Annotated in this window: 11 protein-coding genes; 2 read left to right on the top strand and 9 right to left on the bottom strand. The window is 72.6% G+C overall.

The window, feature by feature from the left end:
• The first annotated feature begins 68 nt into the window (after nucleotides 1-68).
• A complete protein-coding gene (locus ACQSSQ_RS10265; protein WP_431326980.1) occupies nucleotides 69-464 on the top strand; it encodes an RNA polymerase-binding protein RbpA in 396 nt (131 codons plus the stop codon).
• Between the two features lie 121 nt (nucleotides 465-585).
• Here ACQSSQ_RS10265 and ACQSSQ_RS10260 read toward each other — a convergent pair whose 3' ends face one another.
• From ACQSSQ_RS10260 to ACQSSQ_RS10225, 8 genes are all read right to left on the bottom strand, one after another.
• Nucleotides 586-1,053, bottom strand: coding sequence for an FxsA family protein (locus ACQSSQ_RS10260; protein WP_431326979.1), 468 nt, complete (start codon nucleotides 1,051-1,053; stop codon nucleotides 586-588).
• A 26-nt stretch (nucleotides 1,054-1,079) separates the two neighbouring features.
• Nucleotides 1,080-1,823: a polyprenol monophosphomannose synthase gene (locus tag ACQSSQ_RS10255; RefSeq protein ID WP_431326978.1), complete on the bottom strand. Its 744-nt coding sequence runs from the start codon at nucleotides 1,821-1,823 to the stop codon at nucleotides 1,080-1,082.
• Nucleotides 1,820-3,352, bottom strand: coding sequence for an apolipoprotein N-acyltransferase (gene lnt, locus ACQSSQ_RS10250; RefSeq protein ID WP_431326977.1), 1,533 nt, complete (start codon nucleotides 3,350-3,352; stop codon nucleotides 1,820-1,822). The genes ACQSSQ_RS10255 and lnt overlap by 4 nt, the downstream gene beginning before the upstream one ends.
• A gap of 221 nt (nucleotides 3,353-3,573) precedes the next feature.
• Nucleotides 3,574-5,118: an amidohydrolase gene (locus ACQSSQ_RS10245; RefSeq protein ID WP_431326976.1), complete on the bottom strand. Its 1,545-nt coding sequence runs from the start codon at nucleotides 5,116-5,118 to the stop codon at nucleotides 3,574-3,576.
• On the bottom strand, nucleotides 5,118-5,717 hold the full coding sequence (locus tag ACQSSQ_RS10240; RefSeq protein ID WP_431326975.1) for a GNAT family N-acetyltransferase: 600 nt from the start codon (nucleotides 5,715-5,717) through the stop codon (nucleotides 5,118-5,120). Before ACQSSQ_RS10240 ends, ACQSSQ_RS10245 begins: the two co-directional genes overlap by 1 nt.
• A 7-nt stretch (nucleotides 5,718-5,724) precedes the next feature.
• Nucleotides 5,725-6,165, bottom strand: coding sequence for an Lrp/AsnC family transcriptional regulator (locus tag ACQSSQ_RS10235; protein ID WP_431326974.1), 441 nt, complete (start codon nucleotides 6,163-6,165; stop codon nucleotides 5,725-5,727).
• 71 nt (nucleotides 6,166-6,236) lie between these two features.
• Nucleotides 6,237-7,343 carry a M24 family metallopeptidase gene (locus ACQSSQ_RS10230; protein ID WP_431326973.1) on the bottom strand — a complete coding sequence of 369 codons (1,107 nt, stop codon included), beginning with the start codon at nucleotides 7,341-7,343 and terminating at the stop codon, nucleotides 6,237-6,239.
• Between the two features lie 24 nt (nucleotides 7,344-7,367).
• Nucleotides 7,368-8,294, bottom strand: a complete 927-nt coding sequence (locus tag ACQSSQ_RS10225; RefSeq protein WP_431326972.1) for a 5'-3' exonuclease — start codon at nucleotides 8,292-8,294, stop codon at nucleotides 7,368-7,370.
• A gap of 172 nt (nucleotides 8,295-8,466) precedes the next feature.
• On the opposite strand from ACQSSQ_RS10225, the gene ACQSSQ_RS10220 reads away from it, so the two are divergent.
• Nucleotides 8,467-8,766 carry a thiamine-binding protein gene (locus ACQSSQ_RS10220; protein ID WP_431326971.1) on the top strand — a complete coding sequence of 100 codons (300 nt, stop codon included), beginning with the start codon at nucleotides 8,467-8,469 and terminating at the stop codon, nucleotides 8,764-8,766.
• 111 nt (nucleotides 8,767-8,877) lie between these two features.
• Here ACQSSQ_RS10220 and ACQSSQ_RS10215 read toward each other — a convergent pair whose 3' ends face one another.
• Complete coding sequence (locus ACQSSQ_RS10215) at nucleotides 8,878-11,625, bottom strand: DEAD/DEAH box helicase (RefSeq protein ID WP_431326970.1); 2,748 nt, start codon at nucleotides 11,623-11,625, stop codon at nucleotides 8,878-8,880.

The raw sequence follows: 11,625 nt of genomic DNA, 5'->3' as shown, positions 1-11,625 counted from the left end.
CAGTGTGTACGGAAACGGACACCCGGTTCCGTACGACCATGTAGTGATCCATTGTCGGGAGGGCAGTAATGGCTGAACGCGCACTCCGGGGGGCGCGCCTCGGAACCCAGAGCTTCGAGGACGAGCGTGGCGTCGAGATGGCGCCGCGGCAGGACGTCGAGTACGTCCTCCCCGACGGCAAGACCTTCACGGTGACCATGGCCGACGACGCCGAGGTTCCGGCTGAGTGGGAGGACCCGCGCACCGGCAAGATCGGGCGTCTGGTCGACGGCACCGAGCCCGAGCACAAGGACGTCAAGGCCCCGCGGACGCACTGGGACATGCTCCTCGAGCGCCGCTCGATCCCCGAGCTGGAGGAGATCCTCACCGAGCGTCTGGAGCTGCTCCGCGCCGGCGAGATCGGCCCGGCCCACCTTCACCGTCCGGCGAAGACCAAGGCGAAGGCCCGCAAGCGTACGGCCTGACCGGCACGCACAGCAGAATCCCCCGATCGCCTGGGTCGCACCGTCCCCCCGTGGTGCGGCCCAGGCTTTTCTGTGCCTCCTGGTCGTCCGCTCTGTGCCTCCTGGTCGTCCACGCTGTGCCCTACTGGTCGTCCACGACCTCGCCCTGGACGACGCTCCCGGACGCCGGGCCCGAGGCCGAGGACCCCGCCCCCTGGACGGGGCGGCCGAACCGGTCGACGACCATCCACGTCCCCTGCCGGTCGACCCAGCGGCGGGTGCGGCGGCGTACGAGGCTGCGGACCGGGGGCAGGAAGAGCAGCAGGCCCGCCGCGGCGGTGAGGAACCCGGGCACCGCGAGGAGCAGGCCTGAGACCACCGTCAGGGCCCTGCCGCCGCCCTGCGGCGGGACGACGCCGTCCCGCGTGGCCTGACGCATCGCCTGCCAGCCACGACGTCCGGCGTCGCGCAGCACCAGCACCCCGATCACCGACAGTGCCAGGAGCGCGAGCAACGTCGGACCGACCCCGACGAGCTGGCTCACCGCGACCGCGACCGCGATCTCGGCGACCGGCAGCAGCAGGAACGCGGCGGCGATCCCTCGACGCATCGGCTTCCCCTCTCGCGTGCGGGCGTTCAGTCCCGTTGGTTCGAGCCTACGCGGCGCAGCCAACGGGTCCGGTCGTGCAGACCCCACCCCGTCACCCGCCACAGGGCCTCGCGGACGATCGCGCCGTCCATCTTCGACTCCCCCGCGACGCGCTCGACGAAGGTGATCGGCACCTCGCGCACGTCGTACCCCGCACGGACCGCGCGCCGCGCGAGGTCGACCTGGAAGCAGTAGCCCTGCGACGCCACGTCCTCACCGAGGAGGTCCTTCAGCACCTCGCTCCGGAACGCCCGGTAGCCGCCGGTTGCGTCCCGCAACGACAGGCCGAGCGCCATGCGCACGTAGAGGTTGCCCCCGCGCGAGAGCACCTCGCGCCGCAGCGGCCAGTTGACGACGGACCCGCCGTCGACCCAGCGCGACCCGAGCACGAGGTCTGCGCCGGCGTCGACCGCCTCCAGGAGCCGGCGGAGCTCCTCAGGGCGGTGGGAGCCGTCGGCGTCCATCTCGACCAGCACGTCGTAGCCGCGCTCGAGGCCCCACGCGAAACCCGCGAGGTACGCCGCTCCCAGCCCGTTCTTGGCGGTGCGGTGCAGGACGTGGACCGCGGGGTCGGACGCCGCCATCGAGTCGGCGAGGGCACCGGTGCCGTCCGGGGAGCCGTCGTCGACCACGAGGACGTCGACGTCGGGCTGCGCGGCACGGACGCGACCCACGATGGACTCGATGTTGTCCGCCTCGTTGTAGGTCGGGATCACCACGAGGGCTTTCACCGGCGACGCACCTTCCTTCGGATACCGCTCAGCAGGACGACGGCCACGGCAAGCAGCGCTGCGCCCTCGATCCAGACCCCGAACCGGGTGCCGGTCGTGACCGACGTGGCCGCCTGCACCTGCTCGGCGAGGAACGCGGGCTCCTGCTCCGGCGCCGTCGCCTGAACCGTACCGTCCGGACGGATCACGCCGGAGATCCCGTTGGTCGACGGCACGGCGACGTAGCGGCCGGACTCGACCGCCCGCAGCCGCGCGATCTGCCACTGCTGGTCGGGCTGCGGGGTCCCGGTGAACGTCGCGTTGTTGGTCTGGACCACGAGCATCTCGGCGCCGTCGAGCACAGCGCTGCGGGCCAGACCGTCGAAGACGACGTCGAAGCACATCATCGTGCCGACAGTGCCGTCGCCCATCGAGAGTGCGCCGGACTCGTCGCCGGAGAGCATGTCGCGCGGCACCTCCTCGGCGAGCAGCGGCACGAGCCACTCCGAGAAGCCGCGCATCGGCACGTACTCGCCCCACGGGACGAGGTGCTGCTTGATGTAGCGATCACCGGGTCCGGTGACGGGGTCCCAGACGAGACCGGCGTTGTACGCGGTGTCCTCCGTGGGGCCGTCGAGGATGGCGCCCACCAGGATCGGCGCACCGACGTCGCGGGCGGCGCCGCTGATCGCCTCCCCGGCCTCGGCGTCGGTCGTGGGATCGATGTCGGAGGCGTTCTCGGGCCAGAGCACGAGGTCCGGCTGCGGCAGCTCACCGCTGTGCACGCGGGCGGCGTACGCCGACGTCTCGCGCACGTGGTTCTCGAGGACCTGGCGCTGCTCGCCGTACCACTGCGCACCGGTGCCGGGGACGTCTCCCTGGATGACGGCCACCTGCATCGAACGCCCGTCCCCGGCGAGGCCGACCGGCAGGACCGCGCCGACCGCGAAGACGGCCGCCACCGCTGCCGCGCCGAGCACCAGTCGTCGTCCGCGTCCCGACTCGGCGCGCCAGCGTCCGAAGGCCCACACGACGAGCGCCGCCGTGAGGAAGACGGCGCCCGACAGGGCCGAGACGCCGAGCCACCGTGCGACCGGCGCGAGCGGCGTGTCCACTGCAGCGAACGCGAGCCTCCCCCACGGGAATCCGCCGAACGGCAGCAGGCTCCGCAGCATCTCGGTGGCCATCCACGCCAGCGCGCCGAGCAGCGGCCACGCACGCCGGCGGGAGAGCACGGCGAACGCGGCCCCGAACGCGGCGTAGAAGAGTCCCTCGAAGGCGGCCAGTGCGACGTACGCCGCGGGGACGTCGAACACCAGCACCCAGTTCAGGAGGACGAGCAGGAAGGACGTGCCGAACACCCACCCGTACCACGCACCGGCGCCGGCACGCGCGCCGCGGAGGGCGACCACGAGCAGGATCACACCGGGCCACACGAGCCACGGCTGCGACACCGGGGCGAAGCCGCACGAGACGAGGAGGCCGCCGGCAAGAGCGACGACGGTCCGCCGGATCCAGGTCCGGTCGGCGAAGGAGAGGGCACGCGGCACGGGACAACGCTACCGGGCGAGGTGCGGGGCGGGAGACGCGAGAGGCGATCGGGACACGCCGGACGAAGATCCGCCAGAAGCCCGACACCCTTCGGACCAGCTGTCGCTGTTGTCTAGTGGGCGCCGGGGCTTCTGGCGTTGGGCCTCTCCCCGTGATACTCGCCAGCATCCGAGAGGCGATCAGGTACGACAGTGCCGAACCTCAGCGCCCGTGTCAACCGTCAGGCACCACTCGAGGCGATCTCGTACGCGACGCGACCCCCGACCACGGTCCGGATGCAGCGTGCGTCACCCGCTGCGGCGGCCTCGACGGGGTCGGCGTCCGCGGGAACCTCCCAGAACGCGAGGTAGGCCGCAGCCCCTGCCTCCAGGCGGCCCGCGTCGTCGATCCGCGCGGCGCGCCAACCGCCGACCGTGTGCGCGTGGACGGCCTGCATGAGCGAGAGCGCCTGGCCACCGGCCTGCGGACGGGTCGCGGCCTGCACCGCGTGCCACGGCGCGAACGGGGTCACCGGCGCGTCGGAGCCGAACGCGAGCGGGACGCCGATCGCGGCCATCGCAGCGAACGGGTTCATCCGCTGGGCGCGGTCCCTGCCGACGCGCGCGGCGTACATGCCGCTCGGGCCGCCCCAGGCTGCGTCGAAGGCGGGCTGCACGCTCGCGGTGACCCCGAGCTGGGCGAGCAGCTCGAGGTCGGCGCCGGACGGCATCTCGAGGTGCTCGACGCGGTGCCGCGCCGCCCGTAGCGTGTCCGTCCCGAGGACGTCGCGGGCGCGCCGCAGACCTTCGACGAGCGTCGCGCTCGCCCGGTCGCCGATCACGTGGAAGCCCGCCTGCAGTCCGGCGCGGGTGCAGCCGACGACGTGCTCGGCGACCTCGTCCGGGTCGAGGTACTGGTGGCCGATCGTGGAGGGCTGGTCGTCGTACGGCTCGTGCAGGGCGGCCGTGTGCGAGCCGAGCGAGCCGTCGATGTTGAGGTCGCCAGCCAGGCCGGCGACGCCGTACGCGCGCGCCTCGTCGTACGCGCCGCGCGCACCCCAGTAGGTGACCACGTGCGGCACGACCTCGGCGTCGCTCAGTGCCCGCACGAGGTCCACGTCGTCGAGCGGCGAGATGTCCGGTGCGGCGTTCTCGTGCACGGACACGATCCCGGCCGCCGCCGCCGCTCGCAGCGCCGTGGCGATCGTCGTGCTGCGGTGCGCAGGGTCGGACAGCGTCGCGAGGTGGCGGCGTACGAGGTGGTGGGCGTCGCGCTCGACACGACCGAGGTCGCTCCAGCCGTCGGCCTCGCGCACACCGCCGACGCGGCTCACGAGGGCCGCGGAGACGACCGCCGAGTGCCCGTCGACGCGGGCGAGGTAGACGGGTCGCCCCTCGGCGGCGCGGTCGAGGTCGGCGCCGGTGAGGCTTCCGTCCGGCCACGCGGTGTCGTCCCACCCCTGACCGTGCACGATGACGTCGTCGGAGTGCGAGGCGTGGGCGTGGAGGCGTTCGAGCGCCTCGACCCGCGAGCGGGCACCGGAGAGGTCGAGGCCGCGGAGCGCGTGGCCGGTCATCGCCAGGTGCGCGTGCGCGTCCACGAACCCCGGCGTGAGCAGCGCGCCCTCGAGGACGTGCACCTCGGTCGCGCCGTCGGCCCAGCGGTCGGCGTCGGCCTCGTCGCCGACCCACGTGATGCGGTCGCCCTCGACCGCGAGCGCCGTCGGTCGGCGCCGGTCCACCAGCGTGACGCCGCGGTAGAGCGTACGACCCTGGTCGGCGGCCATCAGCGCACCTCGGAGGCGCCGGGCCCCGTGGGGGTGTCACCGTGCAGCGTGAGGTCGTGCTCGTCCGGTCGCAGGTCGAGCCAGAAGTAGACGTTGTCCCACCGCTGGTCGCCGATCGCGACGAAGTCGGGGATGCGGCCGTACTCCTTGAAGCCGAGCCGCTCGTACAGCGCCATGGCGGCGTGGTTGTTGCCGCGCACGTCGAGGGTGAGGACCTCGATGCCGGCCTTGCGGGCGTAGTCGACGAGCTCGTTCACGAGCCGCTGGCCGAGCCCGCCCCCGCGCGCGGCGGACGAGACGGCGACGCGGCCGATGTCGGCGTGCGGCTGCTCCGTCTCGCCGATCCGGCGTGACCAGTAGGCGAAGCCGACGACGCTGCCGTCCGAGGCCTCGGCGATGGCGAGGCACGCGTCGTCGAGGTCGCTCTCGTGCACCAGGTCGCCGAGGAGGTCGCCGACGTCGGAGCGACTCGGTGGCTCCAGCCAGCCGAGCGCCGCACCCTCCTCCACCAGCTGGGCGATGAGCGCGTGCAGCGAGTCGAGGAGCTCGGGCTCCGGCTCGGTGACGCGCCGTACGGTGAAGGAGGCCAGGTCGGCCATGCTCGGGTCAGCCTCCGATCGGGCGGTTCTCGTAGTACGTGGACAGGACGATCGTGCTGCGGGTGGAGACGTTGGCCGCTGCACGGATCTCCGCGAGCAGGCCCTCCAGCGCTCCGGTGCTCGGCACGCGAACCTTCAGGACGTAGCTCTCCTCGCCTGCGACCGAGTAGCACGCCTCGATGGCGTCGAGGTGGCGGAGGCGCTCCGGTGAGTCGTCGGGCTGGCTCGGGTCGATCGGCCGGATGGAGATGAACGCCGTGAGGCCGAGGCCGATCGCGTCGTGGTCGAGCTGGGCCTGGTAGCCGCGCACGACGCCGCGCGCCTCGAGCCGCTTCACCCGTTGGTGGATGGCGCTGGTGGACAGCCCTGTAGCCCGTCCGAGGTCGGTGAAAGACATCCGGCCGTCCGCGGACAGGAGCCGGACGATCTGCGCGTCTGTCTCTTCCACGTCGGACAGGATATCGATCACCGGGCGCGAAGCATCCCTCTGCCCGCTGGCAGAGACGTCGCCGTCCATGGTCAGTCGAGGACGACGAGATCGCGGGTCGTCACGTTGAGCCGCTCCAGGCCGTCGTCGGTCGTCACGACGATGTCCTCGATCCGTGCCCCGTGCCGTCCCTCGAGGTAGATCCCGGGCTCGATCGAGAACGCCATCCCGGGCTCGAGCACGAGCGCGTTGCCGGACACGATGTAGGGCTCCTCGTGCGTCTCCAGCCCGATGCCGTGCCCCGTCCGGTGCAGGAACGCCTCGCCGTAGCCGGACTCGGCGATCACGTCGCGGCCGACGGCGTCGACGGACTGCGCCGAGACGCCCGGACGGGCGTACGCGCACTGCGCCTCCTGGGCGCGCTGCAGGACCTCGTAGTACGCGAGGAAGTCGGCCGGCGCGGTGCCGCCCGCGACGTAGGTGCGGGTGGAGTCCGAGCAGTAGCCCGACGGCATGATCCCGCCGATGTCGACGACCACCGGGTCGCCCTTCTCGATCACCCGGTCGGTGACCTCCGCGTGCGGCGACGCGCCGTTGGGACCGGAACCGACGATGACGAACTCGACGCTCTCGTGGCCCTCGGCGAGGATCGCCTCGGCGATGTCGCGACCCACCTCGCGCTCGGTGCGTCCCGGACGGAGCCACTCCTCCATCCGGGTGTGGACCCGGTCGATCGCCGCACCGGCGTCGCGCAGCGCGTCGATCTCCCCGGGGGTCTTGCGTATCCGCAGCTGACGGAGGACCGGTCCGGCGAGCACCTGCTCCGCGTCGCCGAAGGCGTGCCCGAACGCGAACACGCGCTCGGCCCACATGTGGTCGTCCACCGCGACCCGACCCGCACCCTTCGCGGCGGCGGTCGCGGCGGCGTACGGGTCCTCCGTCTCCTCCCAGCCGACGAGGCGGATCCCGTGCTCCTCCACACCCGCCTCGACAGCCATCGCGACCTCGAGGCGCGGCAGCACGAGGACGGGCTCGCCCTCGGTCGGCAGCACCAGGCAGGTCAGGCGCTCGAGCGGCATCGCGGCGAAGCCGGTGAGGTAGCGCAGGTCGGCGCCGGGGGTCACCAGCAGGGCATCGATCCCGGCGGAGCCCGCGGCCTCGCGGGCGGCAGCCAGCCGGAGGGAGACGTCAGTCGGCATGTCCTCGACACTACCGCCGGGCGGTCACGGCGCGGACAGGGCGGTGACCGCGCGCTCGGCGGGACGCCCGAGACCCCACGCCTCCGCGAGCTCCGCCATCTCGCGGACCTGCTCGGTGGAGATCGGGTGCAGGGTGAGGTCGACGTCGAGCGGGAGGTCGCGGACGACCTCGACGACGCGCGGCGCCACGGCGAGGTAGTCGGCGGCGGCGAGCAGGTTGGTGCGCGCCCTCGGGGCGATCTTGGTGTGCCGGTCCGCGGCCGCGGCGACGATGCCCGCGAGGTCACCGTGCGCGGCCAGGAGTGACGCCGCGGTCTTCTCGCCGATGCCGGCGACGCCGGGGAGCCCGTCGGACGGGTCGCCCCGCAGGACCGCGAAGTCGGCGTACTGCGACGGCTCGATGGCGTAGCGCTGCCGGATCCACGCCGCGTCGACCGGTTCGAGCTTGCTCATCCCCTTCGCGGGATAGAGGACGCGCACGCCACGCGCGTCGTCGACGAGCTGGAAGAGGTCGCGGTCCCCCGTCACCACGTCGACAGGGCCGTCCCAGGTCGTGGCGAGCGTCCCGATGACGTCGTCGGCCTCGTAGCCGTCGGCGCCGACGACCGGGATGCCGAGGATCTGCAGCGCCCGTGCGATCACGGGGACCTGCACGTCCAGCAGGTCGGGGGTCTCCTCCACGTCGGGACCGGTCTCGGTCGGGGTCTCGACGCGGTGCTCCTTGTACGACGGGATCAGGTCGACGCGCCAGGCCGGCCGCCAGTCGTTGTCCCAGCACGCCGCCATCGCCTGCGGCTCCGTGAGCTCGACGAGCGTCGCGACGAAGTCGAGCATCCCGCGGACCGCGTTGACCGGGGTGCCGTCGGGCGCCTTGAGGCTGTCGGGCAGCCCGAAGAACGCGCGGAAGTAGAGCGAGGCCGAGTCGAGCAGGAGCAGCTTCTGCTGGGACATACCCGCACCGTAGCGGGAGACACCGACCAATCGCCCGCGAGCCAGGCTCGGCGCACCCGCGAGCCAGGCTCGGCGCACCCGCGAGCCAGGCTCGGCGCACCCGCGAGCCAGGCTCGGCGCACCCGCGAGCCAGGCTGGGCGCACCCGCGAGCCAGCGCCGTACCCTGAAGCGATGATCGCAGCGTTCAGCATCAGTCCGGGCACCTCCGACGACACCGGCGGGGTGGCCGAAGGGGTCGCTCGGGCCATCGCCGTGGTGCGCGCCAGCGGGTTGCCCCACGAGACCAACGCGATGTTCACCAACGTCGAGGGCGAGTGGGACGAGGTCATGGACGTCGTCAAGCGTGCCGTGGAGGCTGTCGCCGAGGTGTCGCCGCGGGTGTCGCTGGTGCTGAAGGCCGACATCCGCCCAGGCCGTACCGACCAGCTCACCGAGAAGGTCCGGCGCATCGACGAGCTCCTCGAGGACTGACGCGTACGACAGTGGCTCGCGAGCGCACCGACAGTGGCTCGCGAGCGCACCGACAGTGGCTCGCGAGCGCACCGACAGTGGCTCGCGAGCGCACCGGGAGTGGCTCGCGGGCTACTCGGAGACGGAGGAGTACGCGATCACGCCGCGGCGCAGCAGGTCCGCGGCGGACCGCGCCTTCTTGCGCAGCGCGTCGTCCGTCGCCGCCGCGGCCACCTGCTCGATGACGTCCAGGAGCTGCTTGACCGCGCGGACGAAGTCGCCGGCTGCCACGTCGTTGGACTCCAGGACGACGTCGAGGTCGTAGCCCGAAGCCCACTGCCACGCCGTCCACGCGAAGCCGAAGTCCGGCCGGCGCAGGAACGACAGGCGGTGGCCGCGCTCGACCTGCTCGAGCTCAGCCCAGATGTGCGCCATCTGGTCGGCGACGATCGCCGACTTCCCGCGCGGGAACCGCGGCGGCCCGTCGCCCTCAGGATTGCGTGACTCGTAGGTGAGCCCGCTCAGCACACACGCGAGCTCGGCCGGATCCAGGTCGTCCCACGTCCCGCGCCGCAGGCACTCCCCCGCGAGCAGGTCGAGCTCGGAGTACAGCCGCTGGAGCCGCTGCCCGTCGGGCGTCACGGTGTCGCCGTCGAGGTAGCCGAGCTCGTCGAGGACCTCGCACACCCGGTCGAACTGCCGCGCGACCGTGTTGGTGCGCTGCTCGATGCGCCGACGCTGGTTGACGGTGTCGCGCTCGAGCCGGAACCAGCGCTCCGCCCACCGCGCGTGCTCCTCGCGGTCCGGGCACTGGTGGCACGGGTGCTGCTTGAGCTGGGTCCGGAGCTCCTCGATCTCGGGATCGTGCACCGGTGCGCCCTTGCTGCGCCGCGCACGGGGGAGGTCGAGGTCGCGGGTCTTCTGCCGCAGCGTCGACGCGAGGTCGCGACGCTGCTGCGGGTTGCGCGCGTTGAACGTCCGCGGGACGTGCATCCGCGTGACCGGCTCGACCGGCGTCGGGAAGTCGACCAGCCCGAGCCGACGCGCGTGACGGTCCTCGGTGAGGACGAACGGTCGCGGTGCGCTGCGGTCCTGCGCGCCCGGGTCGAGGACCACGGCCCATCCCGCCCAGCGGCCGGCGGGGACGGCGATCACGTCGCCGTGCCGCAGCCGGGCGAGCGAGGCCGCGACGTCGTCGGCGTGGGACGCGCGCCGCTTGCGGGAGGCGTTCTGCTCGAGGTCCTTGATGCGGCGGCGCAGGGCGGCGTACTCCATGAAGTCGCCGCGCGAGCACGACGCCGCCTCCGCGTACCCCGCCAGCGCCTCGTCGGCCTTGTGGACCTGGCGGGCGAGCCCGACGACCTGACGGTCGGCCTGGAACTGCGCGAAGGACTGCTCCAGCATCTGCCGTGCGGTGGCCCGCCCGACCTGGTGGACCAGGTTGACGGCCATGTTGTACGACGGGTGGAACGACGACCGCAGCGGGTACGTCCGGGTGGACGCGAGGCCCGCGACGTGCTTCGGGTCGAGCCCCGGCTGCCAGAGGACGACGCCGTGGCCTTCCACGTCGATGCCACGGCGACCGGCACGACCCGTGAGCTGCGTGTACTCCCCCGGCGTGATCTCGGCGTGGGTCTCGCCGTTCCACTTCGTGAGGCGCTCGATGACCACCGAGCGGGCCGGCATGTTGATGCCGAGCGCCAGCGTCTCGGTCGCGAACACCGCCTTGACCAGGCCCTCGCTGAACAGGTGCTCGACGACCTCCTTGAAGGTCGGCAGCATGCCGGCGTGGTGCGCCGCCACCCCGCGCGCCAGACCCTCGACGAAGTCGGCGTAACCGAGGACCTCGAGGTCGGCCTCGGGCAGGTTGGCCGTCGCCTCCTCGACGTACGCGCGGATCTCCCGCTCCTCGGCGGGGCTGGTGAGCCGCAGGTTGGTGGAGAGGCACTGCTCGACCGCGGCGCGACAGCCGGCGCGGCTGAAGATGAACGTGATGGCCGGCAGGAGTCCGGCAGCGTCGAGACGGTCGAGGACGTCGACGCGGTTGGGCGTGTAGTTGCGCGAGCGGTGCCGATGGGCGCCGTACGACTTCCCGCGCTTGCCGCGCCGCCCCGGGCCGCCGCCGGCCCTCCCGACCTGACGCATCCGCCACTCGTCGCGGGCGATCCGCTCCAGCTCGCTGTTGACCTGCGCGCCCTCCGTCGGGTCGCCCTCGAACAGGTCGTAGAGCCGGCGGCCGACCAGCACGTGCTGGTAGAGCGGCACAGGACGCTTCTCCGACACGACCGTGACCGTGTCGCCGCGGACCTCCGAGAGCCAGTCGCCGAACTCCTCGGCGTTGGAGACGGTCGCCGACAGCGACGCGACCTGCACGGACTCCGGCAGGTGGATGATGACCTCCTCCCAGACCGCGCCGCGGAACCGGTCGGCGAGGTAGTGGACCTCGTCCATGACCACGTATCCGAGGCCCTCGAGCGTGCGGGAGCCGGCGTACAGCATGTTGCGCAGCACCTCGGTCGTCATGATGACGATCGGCGCCTCGCCGTTGATCGTGTTGTCACCCGTCAGCAGCCCGACCTGGTCGGGGCCGTAGCGCTCGACGAGGTCGTGGAACTTCTGGTTCGACAGCGCCTTGATGGGCGTCGTGTAGAAGCACTTGCGCCCCGTCGCGAGCGCGAGGTGGACGGCGAACTCGCCCACGAGGGTCTTGCCGGACCCGGTCGGCGCCGCCACGAGCACGCCGTGGCCGTCCTCCAGCGCCTCGCACGCCTCGATCTGGAACGGGTCCAGGCTGAAGTCGTAGAGTCCGGCGAACTCGGCGAGGAGGGGTCTGGCCTGCGCGGCCCGGAACTGGGCGTAGCGCTCCGCCGGAGAGGTCAT

It is taken from the genome of Mumia spirodelae (assembly GCF_050632745.1).
Classification (GTDB): Bacteria; Actinomycetota; Actinomycetes; order Propionibacteriales; family Nocardioidaceae; genus Mumia.
Note: the sequence above shows the minus strand (reverse complement) of the source record. Positions and strands in the feature narration are given on the sequence as shown.

Coding starts and splice junctions, on each gene's coding strand:
- ACQSSQ_RS10265 (WP_431326980.1), top strand. CDS start 69: ATGGCTGAACGCGCACTCCGGGGGGCGCGCCTCGGAACCCAGAGCTTC.
- ACQSSQ_RS10260 (WP_431326979.1), bottom strand. CDS start 1,053: ATGCGTCGAGGGATCGCCGCCGCGTTCCTGCTGCTGCCGGTCGCCGAG.
- ACQSSQ_RS10245 (WP_431326976.1), bottom strand. CDS start 5,118: ATGGCCGCCGACCAGGGTCGTACGCTCTACCGCGGCGTCACGCTGGTG.
- ACQSSQ_RS10240 (WP_431326975.1), bottom strand. CDS start 5,717: ATGGCCGACCTGGCCTCCTTCACCGTACGGCGCGTCACCGAGCCGGAG.
- ACQSSQ_RS10230 (WP_431326973.1), bottom strand. CDS start 7,343: ATGCCGACTGACGTCTCCCTCCGGCTGGCTGCCGCCCGCGAGGCCGCG.
- ACQSSQ_RS10225 (WP_431326972.1), bottom strand. CDS start 8,294: ATGTCCCAGCAGAAGCTGCTCCTGCTCGACTCGGCCTCGCTCTACTTC.
- ACQSSQ_RS10220 (WP_431326971.1), top strand. CDS start 8,467: ATGATCGCAGCGTTCAGCATCAGTCCGGGCACCTCCGACGACACCGGC.
- ACQSSQ_RS10215 (WP_431326970.1), bottom strand. CDS start 11,625: ATGACCTCTCCGGCGGAGCGCTACGCCCAGTTCCGGGCCGCGCAGGCC.